The organism is Iodobacter fluviatilis (genome assembly GCF_004194535.1).
GTDB classification, from domain to species: Bacteria; Pseudomonadota; Gammaproteobacteria; order Burkholderiales; family Chitinibacteraceae; genus Iodobacter; species Iodobacter fluviatilis_A.
Map to the genome: position 1 here is coordinate 3,417,922 of NZ_CP025781.1, position 15,374 is coordinate 3,433,295.

Genomic DNA, 15,374 nt, shown 5'->3' on the forward strand with positions numbered 1-15,374 from the left:
ACGAATTAAATCCCGCTGTGCCGGTGCGTATGGCTGTACCAATCCACAAAGCGCCTGACCCATTGCCTTGCTTCATCCAGACTGGCAAAGCCTTTATTTGGCAAGGCGGGCTGTATCTCAACTATCCTGATACAGGGGGCTAAATTGCCGCTGCAATCTATTTGGCGCGACTTTGCCGCATTCACCTTTGTATGAACGGTGCTTTTTAGGCCGAACGCACGACTTCAAACCCCGCTCTTGCATTAACATCAATCGGTGGGAGAGCTGTATTATTTTCGGCGACGGGCATGGGTGATTTTAGGCGCAGGTTCAATGGCAGCAATTCCGCCAGCGTCATACTTCGAGCTCCATTCACTCAAGCAAGTGGGGCTACGAATATCAAAATAAGCGGCAGTTTTCTGCAGGGAAATATGATTGTCCCACATGTGCTGGAGCACGGAGAGCTTGAATACGGCATCGTAATGACTGTATTTGGGTGTTAAGCACGATCCACCATGCAGGAGAAATGACCTCACCCAGTTACGAAAAATGGCGTACTCGATGCCATGTTGGTTGGCGATCATTTTGATGTCTGCTTCGGCATTTAAATATTACTGAACAACAGAAAGCTTGCGTTGCGTTGTGTGCTTGGACATAAAAACACCCCAAAAATATGGACGGGTGTCCAATTTTTTGGGGCAGTTCATTTAGCGTCTTTTTTTGTGTTCTAAAAAATGATTATATGCCCAGTTCTTCAACCCATTTTAGTGCTTGAACGTGAGAGCCGTTTAGCATGTCAGGCGTGAGTTGCAGCTGCTCACATAAAAAGGGTACTTCAGACATGCTTGGGTCTTCACAAGCCTCTGCTAGTGCTAGGAAGGGGCCGTAAATGCCTGTGCGGGTCAGTAGGGCATCTGTGACATTCTCTGGCAAAATCAGTGTTTCTAATATTTTTTCCATTGGCATATCGAGCAATACATCGAGTAGCGAGAATACGCCAACGATAAATAGATTGTCTCTATCCTGGCCATCTAGCAGATGAGAGCCCAGTAATTCAACTAAACGGCCACGGGTAATCGCTGTTTTGAGTAGGGCAGGTGGTGAACCATTATCCGCACCCGCTGTAACTAAGAGCAGAGTGAGCCAGCGGTATAGTTTTTGGTAGCCTAGAATAGTCACTGCATGGCGGAACGATTGAATTTCACAGGATAAGCCAAACCCAACTGAATTAATGTAGCGCAATAGTTTAAAAGATAAAGCCACATCACGTTTAAGTGCATTTTCAATATCTTTTAATTCTGCATTGTTACGCAGCATATTTAAAAGATTTAGGATGTTGGCATACGAGGGGTTAATGACTTTAGCTGACAGTGTTTCTGGGCGGGCAAAGTAATAACCTTGGAAACATTCAAAGCCTAAATCCATGCATTGTTTGAATTCGTCTTTTGTTTCAACCTTTTCTGCAACTTGTAGTGCTTTAGAGCCGCGTAATTCTTTAGATAGTGCTGGCACTTGTGCCATGCCTAATAGCTGTATATCTATCTTGATATAATCAGCAAACTCTAAAAACGGTGCAGTTTGAGGGGTAAGTAAAAAATCATCGAGGGCAATTGAGAAGCCTTGGTCTTTCAGGCTTTGCAAACGTGCTAATAATTGTGGTGTCGCTTCGGTAGTTTCAACGACTTCTAAAACCACACGCTCTGGATGAAGTAATTCTAAGAAATTACTTTCTAACATTGATTCAGCAACATTGATAAAGGCTAATTTATTACCTACTAGCCAATCTGTTCCCATATTACTGAGCGTGTTTACCAGTACATTGGTACCAGCTTGCATATCACTGGAGAAATTTGCGGTAACCGCTTCTTTATTGAGTCGAAATAACAGCTCATAGCCAATAATTTCTTGTTGGCGATTAAGGATAGGCTGGCGGCCTATAAATGCATGGTCTTGCGTCATATTTTGGAAACACCCTGTACGCGACATCGAGGTGATATTCGCACCGGAAAATTGTACCAGTTCTGTGTGCAGCTAGGGGTATGAATTATCCTAGCTGCAAATGTTATGGAGCTACTCAGTTTTTTCAAGGAAGCGCGAGGTACGGATTGCAGAGTTATCTGCGTCCGCAGCACCTAGCAGATCTTCCATGTCTAAAACAAGCACGACGGAGCCATCTCCCGATAATGTTGCACCCGCAACACCTTTAGGGCGAATGTTTTGCAGTGGTTTAATGACCACATCATCTCGGCCAATAAAGCTATCTACGGCCAAGATAAAGGAATGTTCAGCAGATTGCATCAACACGCCAAACTGCGGTAGTTGAACGTCTTCCCAGCCAAGTAGGCTGGCCAAGGAGCGTACTGAGAGGATTTCATCACGTACCACAATCGTGGCACGGCCAGATACTTCTTGGATTTGTTCGTGACGAATTGGGATAATTTCACGCACCATAGCCAGTGGTACTGCAAAGGGTTGGTCGCAAACGCGCACCACCAATACCGGCAGAATCGCCAAGGTGAGTGGCAGAGAAATGGTAAAGCGTGAGCCTTCGCCAACTACCGATTGAATATCGATACGGCCATTAAGGCGCTGGATATTGGTTTTAACCACATCCATACCCACACCGCGTCCTGATACGCTGGAAACTTGGTCTTTGGTCGAAAAACCAGGCATAAAAATCAGTTGCAAGCTTTGTTTGTCATCGAGGCTATTCGCTGTTTCGACGTCAATTAAGCCTTTTTCGACTGCTTTTTTACGAATCACATCGGGGCGCATTCCTCGGCCATCATCCGAAATCGCGATCAGAATATGGTCGCCAACTTGCGTGGCGGATAGCTGAACAATCGCTTTAGCTGATTTGCCGCTGGTTTTACGGTCTTCCATGGTTTCAATACCATGATCAACCGCATTACGTACTAAGTGGACGAGTGGATCATTTAAGTCCTCGAGCATGGTTTTATCTAGCTCGGTTTCTTCACCAGAAATAACCAGCTCAACGTCTTTACCGAGTTGGCGGGCTAAGTCGCGCGCTAAACGCGGGTATTTTTGGAATAAGCGGCCAATAGGCTGCATGCGCGTTTTCATTACCGCGTTTTGTAAATCACCTACCAAGAGATCGAGCTGGCTAATTGCCTCATCCATCGCTTTTAAGGTGTTGCTATCCATCTTGCCTGCCATAATATCGGTGCGTAACGTAGTCAGACGGTTTTTGGTTAGACCAATTTCACCTGATAAGTTAAGCACTTGATCTAGTCGTACAGTATCAATACGAATCGTGGCTTCTTGGGGGGCCGCTGCAACTTGCTGCTGCTGTTGCTGCTGTTGAGGGGCGGGTGCCGCAGCTTTTATAGGAGCGGGTTTTAAGCTATTCATTGGATCAGTAACAATTTGTTCCATGGCTGCAGATCCATGTTGTGTTTCGTTATCAATCGGTGCAACAACTGCTGCTATGGCTGGGCTAGGTGTGCTGCCAAGTAGTGCATTGTATAAGGCATCCCAATCAGGGCCGTGAGCCGGTGGAGCTACTGGAGCTACTGGAACTGGGCTAGGGGCTGCTGTTGCAACGTGGGCAACAGCGGTTTCTAATGGCCGTCCTTCCAATACTGCATCGAGTGCTGCGATTAATTCTTCTGGTGCATTCGCAGGTAGAGCCCCTTTCGCTAGTGCACCAAACATATCACGCACAATGCCGGTTGCGGCCATTATGGTGTCCATAATCTCGGGGGTAAGCACCAGCTCAAGCGTACGCAGCTTATCAAATAGATTTTCTGTGCGATGGCAGAGGCGCACCATCGCATCAACATTCAGAAAGCCTGCGCCACCTTTAATGGTGTGGAACCCTCTAAAAATATCGTTTAGTAGATTTTTGTCGTTAGGCCTTTTTTCAAGCTCAACTAGTTTATTGTCTACTTCAGACAGGAGCTCAGATGCTTCTGTTAAAAAATCTTGCAGCAGGTCTTCCATGCCGCCAAAGTCAGTGCTCATCTTCGCTCCCCCTAAGGTTGCGCTCTTTCATTTAATTAGAGGCTTAGAAACCCAAGCTCTCAAGCAAATCGTCTACTTGCCCTTGATTAGCCACCACATCCGTACGACCTTCAGGATTAATAACTGGGCCATTGAGTAAGGAGGCGTCACCATCTACTGTCAGGGCCTCGTGACGAACAACGGTGCCTTGTGGAGAAAACAGCAGCAAGAAGTCCATCAGATGGGCTTCCATTTGCTTGGACATAGCCAGTACTTTTTTAATGACTTGCCCAGTGAGATCTTGGAAATCTTGAGCCATCATAATTTCTAACATCTTACTGCTCACTTGATCTGAGCCTGTAACGGTGTCGTTTAAGTGTGTTCTGGTTTTTTCAACCAAAGCTTTAAACTCATCGACAGATAACTGGTTTGCTAAAAGCTTATCCCATTGCGTACCGAGTGCTTTTGCATCATCACTGATTTTGTCTTGGATGGGTTTAGCAAAATCAAGTGCATTGAGCGTACGATCTGCCGCTTGCTCGGTTAAGGTCGCGATATAAGAGAGTCGGTCACGCGCATCGGGGATGTCCGTTGCAGCTTTCTCTAATGATTTATCTAAGCCGAGTTCTTTTAGGGTGTCGTGTAATTTTCGTGTTAGTTGCCCAATGTGTGAAAACATAGCGCGAGCAGGATCGTTCATCTCTTCAGCAGTGAGTGTGACCGGAGGGCTGCTTGCTGCCAGTGGACTAACTTCAGCCGAGGCAGGAGCAGGGGCAGGGGCTTCCGGTTCACTCTCCTTATTGGAGATACTATCGAATAGCGCTTCTAGGTCAGCGGAATCTCCGCTATTTAGGGCATGATCGTTCACAGTCGCCTCCTGTGCGTCTGTCAGGTTCTTGTTCTACTTGCTCATATTGGCGAAAACTTTCTTCAGTTTTTCATCCAATGTGGCAGCTGTGAATGGTTTTACGATATAGCCATTTGCGCCAGCGGTAGCCGCTTCAATAATGTTTTCTTTTTTAGCCTCTGCCGTCACCATCATGACCGGTAGATGTTTAAGTTGTGCATCTGCGCGAATTGCACGTAGTAGCTCAATGCCAGTCATGTTCGGCATGTTCCAATCGGTAACCACAAATTCGAAAGAGCCATTTTTGAGCTTATGCAATGCAACTTGGCCGTCTTCTGCCTCGTCAACATTGGAAAAACCTAGTTCTTTCAAAAGGTTACGAACAATACGGCGCATTGTGGAAAAATCATCCACCACTAAAATACGCAGGTTACTATCTGCCATATGATACTCCATGTCGTTTACACTCTTTGTAAACGGCTTGTTTTATAAAACCGATCTTAACCAACCAGCAGAGGGGTGATTGTGTCGGCTAGAATGACGGCGTCAAATTTTGCCACATAAGCGTCGACACCAACGCTGCTTCCCATCGCTCTGTTTGCATTTGAAGATAAAGATGAATGCATTACGATGGGAATACCTTGGAAACGATTATCAGACTTAATGTGCTTAGTTAATACATAGCCATCCATCTCTGGCATTTCAGCATCTACTAAAATCATTTTTAGTTTGTCGCGCAGCCGTTCGCCGTCATGTGTGGCGCGATTCGCTAAGTTTTGCAGTTTATCCCATGCTTCACGGCCATTATTAGCTTGGTGATACTTAACACCAATTTTATCAAGTACGCTAATAATTTCTTTGCGGGCCACCATTGAATCATCCACAAAAAACATGAATGTTTCAGGATTAATGGCCGCTTTTTGTAAATCAGGAATCGTGGGGTCGCCAATCACACTGGCTAAAATTTGCTCTACATCTAAGATGGATACGAGCTTGCCATCGGGTAGTTCGGTGAGGGCGGTAATTAATTGTTGATTACCTGCCAGCATGGTTTCTGGCGCACGAACCTTGTCCCAATCAACTCGAATAATACGATCCACTTCATGAACGAGGAAGGCTTGAGTGTGCTTCGAGAATTCAGTCACAATCATGGTGCTGGTGGCTTCTGCTGAAGGCGTTTCTTGTGTAGCTACAAATGTTGCTAGTGCAATAACGGGGATGATATTACCACGCAAAGAAAGAACACCTTCAACACCAAGGGGCATATTTGGAGTCTTGGTAATTTTTGGTGTTTGGGATACTTCGCGTACTTTAAACACATTGATACCAAATATTTCACGCGTGCCTAGGGTAAACAGCAGGATTTCCATTTTATTGGAACCAGCTAGCTTGGTTCGCGCATCAATGCTTTCAAGTAAATTGCTCGAATTACTTGACATGAATCACCTCCGCTGTTGTTCTTAGTGGTGCATTATTCTTTAATTAGGAAATTGGCAACTGCTTCAGATAGTCGATGCGCCTCAAATTTGGCAACATAACCATCAACACCAACGGATTGCCCTAGTTTTTGATTAGAGGCACCAGATAATGACGAGTGCATTAAAACTGGAATCCCTGCAAAACGTGGGTCACTCTTAATTAATTTGGTGAGCATATAGCCATCCATTTCTGGCATTTCTACGTCGGTGAGCACCAAATGAACCATGTCTCTTACTAATTTTCCCTGCAAATCTGCAGATTGTGCGAGGCGCTGCAATTCTTCCCAAGCACGCTTGCCATTAATGGTAGAAATATGTTTGATATGCATCGCATCTAAGGTCATTTCAATTTGACGGCGAGCAACGATCGAATCATCAGCAATAAAAACAGTTTTTGAGGCTAAGCTAACATCTTGAATTAAGGACTCAGGGTCGATTTTATCAGAGCCAGGTACAGATTCAGCCAGTACCTTTTCAACGTCCATCATCATTACAAGCTTATTATTTGGAAGCTCGGTTACCGCAACAACTAAACCGCCCATTTGTGACATTAGCATGTCGGGAGGTACACGCATTTGCGACCAATCCAGTCGTAAAATGGTGTCAACCGCTTCAACTAAAAAACCCTGTGTGTGGCCGTTATATTCAGAAACAATCATGATTTCTGGGCGCGTTGTGGTAGCAATACCCGCGTAGCGTGCTAAATCAATGACGGGAACCAGTACTCCGCGCAAACTCACCATTCCTTCGATTGAAGGGGGCATATCTGGCGCTTTGGTGATTTCCGGCGTTCGCATGACTTCGCGCACTTTGAACACATTGATTGCAAAGTTTTCTCGTCGGCCAGAGCGCTCATCTTGCCCGAGAGTAAATAAAAGGATTTCCAGCTTGTTAGTACCAGCCAGCTTTGTACGAGCGTCAATATTTTTTAATAAGTCAGACACAGAAATAGCTCCAGGCTGCGTTTAAGTATTCTTAACCGACGGTGTTGAGATGGAACATTTAGGAAGCAGCTGTACAAACACTAAAAGAAGCAATTATAGCCGTAAGACTAGAACTATTTAAACTTTCACTAATATTTAAATTATCTTGGCTTCCATAAAAATATAGATCATTGTTTTGGACTGCTGTCTAGTCACTTTATAATGTAAAAAAGAAAAAGCAACAAGGAAGGTGTTATATGGACAATCTTGGTATTGACCCCCGTGAGTTGGAAAGTGCTTTTTCGCTTTTTACAGAAGCTTCAAATCAGCTTAGCTTGGCTTACGCAGATTTACAGCAGCAAGTTGTTTCTTTGACCGATCAATTGGAAATTGCCAATGGAAATCTACGCCGCGAGTTAGATGAAAAGGCCGCTTTATCAAGACGGCTGTCATTACTTTTGCAGCGTTTACCTGGCGGGGTGGTGGAATTAAATGAGCATGGCGTGGTGGTTGAATTCAATCCTGCTGCCGGTTTAATGATGAAATCATTATGTTTAGGGGCTGTTTGGCAGCAATATATTACTGAGCATTTACAGGCCAGCAATGGCCCTGATCTATGGCTATCCCAGACAGAAAATGGAGAGCGACGCATCAGTATTATGGTGAACGATATGCCAAATGAGCATGGCAAAATCATGTTGATTCATGACGTGAGTGATATGTGGGAATTACAGCGAGCACTTACCCAACACAAACGTTTAGCTGCCATGGGGGAAATGACCGCAGGTCTGGCGCATCAACTGCGCACCCCACTTGCTACGGCATTACTTTATTCTGCGCACCTAGCTAAGCCTGAGTTAAGTGATCAAGATAGACAAAAATTTGGGCAAAAAAATTTAGCGCGCTTGAGACACTTAGAAGTATTAATTCAAAATATGCTGAGTTTTGTCCGTGGCCAAGACGTGCCATTGGAGTCAGTGAATTTATTGGGTTTACTCAATGAAGCACAGCAAATGATGCTGCCGCAGCTGAGTAGCCATCAAATAAGTTGCGTGCTTAATGTTTCATCGGGGGCAGATACTTTAGCCGTCAGCGCAAACCGCAAGGAACTGTTGGGTTGTGTGACTAATTTGCTAGACAATGCCATGCTTGCATCTAAAAAGGGCGACATAATTCAATTATCGCTTACACTAAATGAAGGTATGGCGGAAGTTAACGTGGAGGATCAGGGCTGCGGCATGTCCGTAGAGGTGCAAGAGCGTTTATTTGAGCCATTCTTTACCACTAAAAAAGACGGCACAGGCCTTGGTTTGGCGATTGTGAGTAACCTTCTGACTCGCTTAGGTGGGGAGATTGGCGTAAATTCCAACCTTGGAGCAGGTAGTTCGTTTACGATACGGTTGCCAGTTTTGTATTGCCCGACTAAGGTATGAAAGCAAGAGATGGTTTTTTTCTTTCGCCCATCTTATGTGCTTCATAGTAATTTTAAACATATATCTTTCATGAAATTGAGGTTTGTATGACACCAACTGTGCAGATCGAAGGGGAAGTGGGCCGCGTGGTTCTCTCCGGGCAGTTCGATTTCAGCGCTCACCGAGAGTTTCGCCAGGTGTGTGAAACACTTATTAGCAATCCAAGTATTAAAGAAGTGCTGGTTGATTTTCAAAATGTTAATTACTTAGACAGCTCTGCATTAGGCATGTTGTTATTGCTGAAAGAAAAAATCGGTGCTGCGAGTAAGAATTTAGCATTGGTTAATTGTAGAGATTCGGTCAGGCAAGTGCTGGAAATTGCCTGTTTCGGTAAGATTTTCACCATACGTTAAAGCTTACAATGAAAATTCTAGTTGTTGACGATACTGAATCAGTGCTCTTACTTATTTCACGCTTTGTGGAAGCCTTAGGGCATAAGGCTATTCAGGCGCGCAACGGCTTAGAGGCCTTAGAAACGTGGCGTTTAGAACGGCCTGATCTGGTACTGATGGATATGATGATGCCGGTCATGTCAGGGCTAGATGCTGCGATTGCTATTAAACATGAAGCGAATGAAACATGGGTGCCCATCGTTTTTGTAACTGGCGTGGGAGAAGAAAACAAATTAGCCGAAGCGATTGAGCAAGGGGCTGATGATTATATAAATAAACCAGTAAATTTTCGGGTTTTAGAGGCCAAATTAAAAGCCTTTAGCCGTACTTTAGAATTGAATCGTAAAGTACGTGAGCAGTCGCTTAAGTTGGCTGACTACTACGATAGAGCAGAAGAAGAGAAACGCGTAGTTAGCCATTTAATGGAACAAATGGTTAATGCTGAATTACTGTATGACCCTCAGTTTGAATACTATCTCTCCCCAGCTGAAAGCCTTTCTGGGGATTTAATTGCTGCAGCCCGCACCCCTGGGCAGGCGCTTTATTTGATGTTGGCTGATGGCATTGGTCATGGTTTAACTGCTGCACTTAATGTATTGCCATTAACCCAGCCGTTTTACACTATGACTGAAAAGGGCTACACGATCTCAGATATTCTTATTGAAATGAATAACAAGGTTAGGCAAGTTTTGCCTATAGGCCGTTTTGTCGCCTTGGTATTGATTTCAATTGATGAATCCGCTGGCTGTATTGAAGTGTGGAATGGGGGTATGCCATCTGTGCATGTCATTGACCCAAGTGGTGCCGTTAAACACACGTGGAAATCATCTCATTTACCATTAGGTATTGTTCCTACCCATGCCATGGATTTGATGACGGATCGTTATTACTTTAATGAGCCTGCTTGCCTTACTGCTTACTCGGATGGATTAATTGAAGCGCGGCATTCTGTAAAAGGTGATTATGGCCTAGAGCGTTTATTAAAAGTGCTCGCGGAAGTACCCGCCACAGAAAGATTAAAGCATGCTCAAAATGATCTAGCTGCATTTTTAGAGGGCGAGGCACATCATGATGATATCTCGCTTGTACTGGCTTATTTTGGTGATAAAGATAAAACGAGCTCAACTGCTGTTGAGCGGGTTTTCCATAGTACCGAAGTAGTTAATATCTCAACATTGGCGGCTCTAGGCGAAAGTGCTTGGCGTTATAGTGTTGCCTTAGGCGTGGATGAAATTCGGCATATTAATACGGTGCCTTTTATGATGAATTTTATTGGCGGAGTGCGCTCTCTTGAGTTTAGCCAATCAGATGTTTTTTTAATTTTAACTGAGCTATTTGTTAATGCTTTAGATCATGGCGTGCTTGGTTTGAGTTCTTCCATGAAACGTGGTGTTGATGGGATGGAGCAATACCTGTGTGAGCGTGCTATTCGTCTAGAGCAACTCACCGAAGGTAGAATTGAAATTGATTTAACTGGGCTGCATTATGAGGACAAAGACGTATTAAGAATTCGCGTTAAAGATAGTGGCCATGGTTTCGATTGGGCACAGTTAAGTTCTAAAACAGATGCGCTGTCGCATCAGCTCGCCTTTGGTCGGGGGATTGCATTGGTTAAATCTCTTTGCGCATCTACGCAATACCATGGCACGGGTAATGAAGTGGTTGCCTATTATATTCCTCGTACAGAGGCAGCCTAAGTTATTTTCTATTTTTATCAAATATTAAATACTTACTCTTTATTTAATAACTAGATGGCTTTTTAAAAAAAATTAAAAGGCTGCATTCATAAATTATTTTTCGTATTCTATCCATTATCTATTGTTCTTGTTTCAATTTTAGCCATATAAGCTATCTTTATGAGTGTGAAGCGGCTAGGCGATTTCTCGTTGATGCTGCGTACTGATTTTGAGGTTTTATTATGCTAAAAAAGAACCTGTCTATTTTATTTTGTTTTGCATTTTTCGTAAGTTTCCTATTCTTTTTTATCATGTGGCTGAATGCTTCTGCGTGGCTCTTACTGATCTGTGGGCTGCTTGCTGCTTGGTGCCCTATTCTTATTTTATTATTTTTTAATAAAGAGAGCGTTGTTGATTTAGGTGATACTCAGTTTACTGATTTATTACAGATGGGAGGCTCTTTGCAGGCTCAATCCGATATGGCTTTTTTTTCAGTAGCACAATTGCAACTAGCTGATGATGAAGTAAAACGCGCTGCTGACATATTTGAAGATGCCATACCTGCATTACTGGATGGCTTTGTGCAAATTGCTGATCAGTCCCGCTTACAAAAAGAAATGGCGGAGTCATTGTTTTTACATTCAAAAAAGGATGGAGGCGTTGGTTTTGAAAGTTTTGTGAGTGAAACAAGGAGTATTTTAAGCACGTTTGTAGAAAGTATTGTTTCTACTTCTTATACGGCAATGGGCTTAGTTGAGCAAATGGAGCAGGTAGGGGAAGGAATAGTAGAAGTATTGGGTGTATTAAATGAAATTGAATCCATCGCTAAGCAAACTAACTTACTGGCTTTAAATGCAGCTATTGAGGCAGCAAGGGCTGGAGAAGCAGGGCGGGGTTTTGCCGTTGTTGCTGATGAGGTAAGAGCACTTTCAACACGTACTAATCATTTTAGCCGACAAATTAGGGTAAATATTAAGCAAATCCATGAGTCTGTATCTATTGCTGATGGAGCGATTATGAGGTTGGCTTCGCAAGATATGAGTAAATCAATGCAATCAAAGGTGCAAATTGAATCAACCATGACTAAGATTGGTGAGATGAATAAAAATGTTGAAGCGGTGGTGAGTGAATTAGCAGTAATCGCTGCGCAAGTGGAGCTAGGTGTTGCTAATGCGGTGCGAGGCTTACAATTCCAGGATTTAGTGAATCAGCTTTTATTACACGCTAAAGGCCGTGTGGAGGCTCAGGCAGAAATGCAAGAAGCATTGGGATTAATTTATGGTTATATTGCAAATGATAAAAACCCAATGCGGGCATGGAAAGAAAAAGTAACTGAATTTCAAACTTTGGGTGAGCGATCGGTGCAAGTGGCAGATTCAATGCATAAAAATCCTGTCGCGCAGGGCAATATGAGTAGTGGCGATGTAGATTTATTTTAACTACTTAAGTTTACATACCATCTGACATTTTTTATCACTATGCTTTGGGTATATGAAAAAGTGATTTGGTATAAATATTAATTTTTTAAAAATTTATAGGCTTGGGGGCGATATGGCTAAAAAGATTTTGACCGTTGATGATTCCACATCCATTCGGCAGATGGTGGTGTTTACGCTTAAAAGCGCGGGCTATGACGTTGTTGAAGCCAGTGATGGCAATTTGGGTGTGCAGCAGGCTAAAAAAACACAAGTTGATTTGATCCTTACCGATCAAAACATGCCCGGCATGGATGGACTCACTTTAATTAAAACGCTGAGAGCCACACCGCAATATAAATCGACCCCGATGCTGATGCTCACTACAGAATCAAGTGATGCAATGAAAATGCAAGGAAAAACGGCAGGAGCAACAGGTTGGCTCGTTAAACCCTTTGACCCTCAGAAACTACTTGAAGTTGTGCGCAAAGTGATTGGTTAGCCATTCGCTAGGCTTTTGGCTGAAGGAGGGGGTATGGCAATTGATATGAGCCAGTTTATTGCAGTGTTTTTTGATGAAGCTGCAGAACACCTGGCAACAATGGAATCTATTTTACTTAAGCTCAGTTTGGATGATCCCGATAGTGAGGATTTAAACGCTATTTTTCGGGCTGCGCACTCCATTAAAGGGGGCGCTGCTACATTTGGATTTACCGATTTAGCTGCGGTAACCCATATCCTAGAAAACTTGCTAGATCGGATTCGTAAAAATGAACTCGATCTTCGCGCAGACATGATTGATGTATTTTTGCGTAGTGGCGATGTTTTGCAGAATATTTTGTCCTCGCATCGCGATGGCGGCAGTGCAGATTTAGAAGCAGCAAAACAAATAACAACCCTGCTAGAGAAGTTTGCCAATGAATCGGCTGAGCAGCCCCGTTTACAAATCAGTGTTAGTGCGGGTGCAAGCTTTGATGAAGAGGCTGTTAAGAGAGCATTAACAGGCTATGGCGAATTAGTTGGTCACACAGTAGGTAATGAGCACAGGTGTTGGGTGTATGAACTGCTCACTACGGCTGCAGCCCAAGAGATTCTAGATACGCTGGCTTTTGCTATTGAGCATACTCGGCTAACCGTTGGCGCTGCTGCGGATGAGGTTGCTGCGGATAAATTGAGCGATGGCGAAGGCTATGGCTTTTTTACCGAGGATGAGCCCGCCCCCACGATGGAAGGAGGGGATGGCTACGGTTTCTTCACTGATGATGCCCCTGTGGTAAGCACTCAAGATGGTGAGGGCTATGGCTTTTTTACTGAAATTACACCCTCGCCTGCTACCCTGCCCGTCGAAGCTGCAACCGTTACAGAGGGGGCCGGTTATGGCTTTTTGGACCCAAAGCCTAAAGTATTGGCCCCTGCTCCAGAAGTGAGTATTGCTAAGGCTGAGGAGCCAGAGCCGAGTAAAACGAAGGCTGCAACGCCTTCTGCAAAAGCAAACGTAGCGGCGGCAGATACTTCTATTCGTGTGAGTGTAGAGAAAGTTGATCAGCTCCTGAATCTAGTCGGCGAGCTAGTGATTACCCAATCAATGTTGGTTCAAACTGCACTCAATCTTGATCCTGTTATCCATGAAAATATGCTTTCTGGTGTTGGGCAATTAGAGCGCAATACTCGCGAATTACAAGAATCAGTGATGTCGATTCGTATGATGCCTATTTCTTTTGTATTTAGTCGTTTTCCACGACTAGTCAGAGATTTGGCTGGTAAATTAAATAAAAAAATAGAATTAAAATTAATTGGTGAAAGTACTGAGTTAGATAAAGGATTTATTGAAAAACTTTCTGATCCTTTAACTCACTTAGTTAGAAATAGTCTTGATCATGGAATTGAATTGCCGGATGAGCGTGTCGCTAAAGGTAAATCCGCAACGGGAACCCTCACTCTGCGTGCTTTTCATCAAGGCGGCAATATTGTGATTGAGGTAGCGGATGATGGGGCTGGGCTTAATCGTGAGCGTATTTTAGCTAAAGCGCGTGAGCGTGATATTGCTGTGCACGACGGGATGACGGATGGGGAAGTTTGGTTACTTATCTTTGAAGCTGGCTTTTCAACCGCCGCTCAAGTAACGGATGTTTCTGGGCGTGGCGTAGGCATGGATGTGGTGCGCCGGAATATTCAATCAATGGGCGGGCGGATTGAAATTAGCTCAATGTACGGCATTGGCTCCACGATGAGTATTCGATTGCCATTAACATTGGCAATTTTGGATGGAATGTCTATATCGGTAGGCGATGAAATTTACCTTATCCCGCTGGCTTTTATTATTGAATCATTACAGCCACGGCACGATGAAGTAAAAACAATGGCGGGTAAAGGGCGGGTGATTAATGTTCGTGGCGAATATCTACCGCTTATTGCTTTACATGAAATATTTAATGTTCCCCCTAAAGTCACTGAATTTCATGAAGGCTTGGTGATTATATTAGAGGCAGAAGGGGAAAAAGTAGCGATGTTTGTGGATGATTTATTAGGCCAGCATCAAGTTGTGGTTAAAAATCTAGAAACAAACTATCGAAAAGTGCCAGGGGTGGCGGGCGCCACCATTATGGGGGATGGGCACGTGGCATTTATTTTAGATGTCGCCCAATTGGTGCGTATTAGCCAAGGAATAGCTCGAGCCGTAGCAGCTTGAGTGATTCTCATCGAATTCATTTTATTAAGGAGGACCGGAGATGGATAATGGTTTAGACCACCCAGATGCCGTTCGTGAAATCCTCGTTTTTGCATTGGGTAACGAGGAATATGGCATTGATATTTTAAAGGTGCAGGAAATTCGTGGCTACGATGCAGTGACCAGTATCGCCAATGTTCCTGCTTTTATTAAGGGGGTAATTAATCTACGCGGCAATATTGTACCCATTGTTGATCTAAGAATTAAATTTGGTCTTGGCAATATTATGTATGACCATTTTACGGTAGTGATTATTCTAAATGTGGCTAATCGTACTGTGGGCATTGTAGTCGATGGTGTTTCAGATGTTTTAACTTTGGCAGCTAATCACGTTAAGCCAGCCCCTGAGTTTGGTGCGGTATTAGATACTGCCTATATTCAAGGGCTGGGTACTTTAGAAGAGCGCATGATTATCCTTGTTGATATTGAAAAGCTGATGACAAGTAATGATATGTCATTGGTTGATCATGTTGCCATTCCCGCTTAATTCATGATTCGAGG

General features: G+C 43.8%; 14 protein-coding genes. 7 read left to right on the top strand and 7 right to left on the bottom strand.

The genetic code is table 11. The annotated features are described in order from the left end of the window. Window positions 1-269: 269 nt before the first annotated feature. The 7 genes from C1H71_RS15190 to C1H71_RS15220 all read right to left on the bottom strand — a co-directional run bounded on the left by C1H71_RS15190 (window position 270) and on the right by C1H71_RS15220 (window position 7,211). Entirely contained in the window at window positions 270-563 is a 294-nt protein-coding gene (locus tag C1H71_RS15190) for a helix-turn-helix domain-containing protein (protein WP_130107304.1), read from the bottom strand. A 154-nt stretch (window positions 564-717) separates the two neighbouring features. Next, on the bottom strand, window positions 718-1,938 hold the full coding sequence (locus C1H71_RS15195) for an EAL and HDOD domain-containing protein (protein WP_130107305.1): 1,221 nt from the start codon (window positions 1,936-1,938) through the stop codon (window positions 718-720). 111 nt (window positions 1,939-2,049) lie between these two features. Then, a complete protein-coding gene (locus C1H71_RS15200; protein ID WP_223145889.1) occupies window positions 2,050-3,963 on the bottom strand; it encodes a chemotaxis protein CheA in 1,914 nt (637 codons plus the stop codon). 43 nt (window positions 3,964-4,006) lie between these two features. Then, window positions 4,007-4,810: a protein phosphatase CheZ gene (gene cheZ / locus C1H71_RS15205; RefSeq protein WP_130107306.1), complete on the bottom strand. Its 804-nt coding sequence runs from the start codon at window positions 4,808-4,810 to the stop codon at window positions 4,007-4,009. Between the two features lie 33 nt (window positions 4,811-4,843). Further along, on the bottom strand, window positions 4,844-5,233 hold the full coding sequence (gene cheY, locus C1H71_RS15210; RefSeq protein ID WP_046351200.1) for a chemotaxis response regulator CheY: 390 nt from the start codon (window positions 5,231-5,233) through the stop codon (window positions 4,844-4,846). A 56-nt stretch (window positions 5,234-5,289) separates the two neighbouring features. Beyond that, a complete protein-coding gene (locus tag C1H71_RS15215; protein WP_130107307.1) occupies window positions 5,290-6,228 on the bottom strand; it encodes a chemotaxis protein in 939 nt (312 codons plus the stop codon). 32 nt (window positions 6,229-6,260) lie between these two features. Next, window positions 6,261-7,211 carry a chemotaxis protein gene (locus tag C1H71_RS15220; protein ID WP_130107308.1) on the bottom strand — a complete coding sequence of 317 codons (951 nt, stop codon included), beginning with the start codon at window positions 7,209-7,211 and terminating at the stop codon, window positions 6,261-6,263. Window positions 7,212-7,447: 236 nt separating this feature from the next. Here C1H71_RS15220 and C1H71_RS15225 point away from each other — a divergent pair, with 236 nt between their 5' ends. The 7 genes from C1H71_RS15225 to C1H71_RS15255 all read left to right on the top strand — a co-directional run bounded on the left by C1H71_RS15225 (window position 7,448) and on the right by C1H71_RS15255 (window position 15,360). Beyond that, window positions 7,448-8,623 carry a sensor histidine kinase gene (locus tag C1H71_RS15225; RefSeq protein WP_130107309.1) on the top strand — a complete coding sequence of 392 codons (1,176 nt, stop codon included), beginning with the start codon at window positions 7,448-7,450 and terminating at the stop codon, window positions 8,621-8,623. Window positions 8,624-8,709: 86 nt separating this feature from the next. Next, window positions 8,710-9,015, top strand: coding sequence for an STAS domain-containing protein (locus tag C1H71_RS15230; RefSeq protein ID WP_130107310.1), 306 nt, complete (start codon window positions 8,710-8,712; stop codon window positions 9,013-9,015). 8 nt (window positions 9,016-9,023) lie between these two features. Continuing rightward, the gene (locus tag C1H71_RS15235) at window positions 9,024-10,751 is read left to right on the top strand and encodes an ATP-binding SpoIIE family protein phosphatase (RefSeq protein WP_130107311.1); all 1,728 of its coding nucleotides are present in this window, start codon (window positions 9,024-9,026) and stop codon (window positions 10,749-10,751) included. 722 nt (window positions 10,752-11,473) lie between these two features. Further along, entirely contained in the window at window positions 11,474-12,169 is a 696-nt protein-coding gene (locus C1H71_RS21560) for a methyl-accepting chemotaxis protein (protein ID WP_262488462.1), read from the top strand. Between the two features lie 112 nt (window positions 12,170-12,281). Continuing rightward, window positions 12,282-12,647: a response regulator gene (locus C1H71_RS15245; RefSeq protein WP_130107313.1), complete on the top strand. Its 366-nt coding sequence runs from the start codon at window positions 12,282-12,284 to the stop codon at window positions 12,645-12,647. 33 nt (window positions 12,648-12,680) lie between these two features. Then, entirely contained in the window at window positions 12,681-14,834 is a 2,154-nt protein-coding gene (locus C1H71_RS15250; RefSeq protein WP_130107314.1) for a chemotaxis protein CheW, read from the top strand. A gap of 40 nt (window positions 14,835-14,874) precedes the next feature. Next, a complete protein-coding gene (locus C1H71_RS15255; RefSeq protein ID WP_130107315.1) occupies window positions 14,875-15,360 on the top strand; it encodes a chemotaxis protein CheW in 486 nt (161 codons plus the stop codon). Window positions 15,361-15,374: the final 14 nt, after the last annotated feature.

What these genes read in the sequence shown, in the direction of transcription:
- C1H71_RS15190 (WP_130107304.1), bottom strand. Translation starts at nt 563, where the DNA reads ATGATCGCCAACCAACATGGCATCGAGTACGCCATTTTTCGTAACTGG.
- C1H71_RS15195 (WP_130107305.1), bottom strand. Translation starts at nt 1,938, where the DNA reads ATGACGCAAGACCATGCATTTATAGGCCGCCAGCCTATCCTTAATCGC.
- C1H71_RS15200 (WP_223145889.1), bottom strand. Translation starts at nt 3,963, where the DNA reads ATGAGCACTGACTTTGGCGGCATGGAAGACCTGCTGCAAGATTTTTTA.
- cheY (WP_046351200.1), bottom strand. Translation starts at nt 5,233, where the DNA reads ATGGCAGATAGTAACCTGCGTATTTTAGTGGTGGATGATTTTTCCACA.
- C1H71_RS15215 (WP_130107307.1), bottom strand. Translation starts at nt 6,228, where the DNA reads ATGTCAAGTAATTCGAGCAATTTACTTGAAAGCATTGATGCGCGAACC.
- C1H71_RS15225 (WP_130107309.1), top strand. Translation starts at nt 7,448, where the DNA reads ATGGACAATCTTGGTATTGACCCCCGTGAGTTGGAAAGTGCTTTTTCG.
- C1H71_RS15230 (WP_130107310.1), top strand. Translation starts at nt 8,710, where the DNA reads ATGACACCAACTGTGCAGATCGAAGGGGAAGTGGGCCGCGTGGTTCTC.
- C1H71_RS15235 (WP_130107311.1), top strand. Translation starts at nt 9,024, where the DNA reads ATGAAAATTCTAGTTGTTGACGATACTGAATCAGTGCTCTTACTTATT.
- C1H71_RS21560 (WP_262488462.1), top strand. Translation starts at nt 11,474, where the DNA reads ATGGGCTTAGTTGAGCAAATGGAGCAGGTAGGGGAAGGAATAGTAGAA.
- C1H71_RS15245 (WP_130107313.1), top strand. Translation starts at nt 12,282, where the DNA reads ATGGCTAAAAAGATTTTGACCGTTGATGATTCCACATCCATTCGGCAG.
- C1H71_RS15250 (WP_130107314.1), top strand. Translation starts at nt 12,681, where the DNA reads ATGGCAATTGATATGAGCCAGTTTATTGCAGTGTTTTTTGATGAAGCT.
- C1H71_RS15255 (WP_130107315.1), top strand. Translation starts at nt 14,875, where the DNA reads ATGGATAATGGTTTAGACCACCCAGATGCCGTTCGTGAAATCCTCGTT.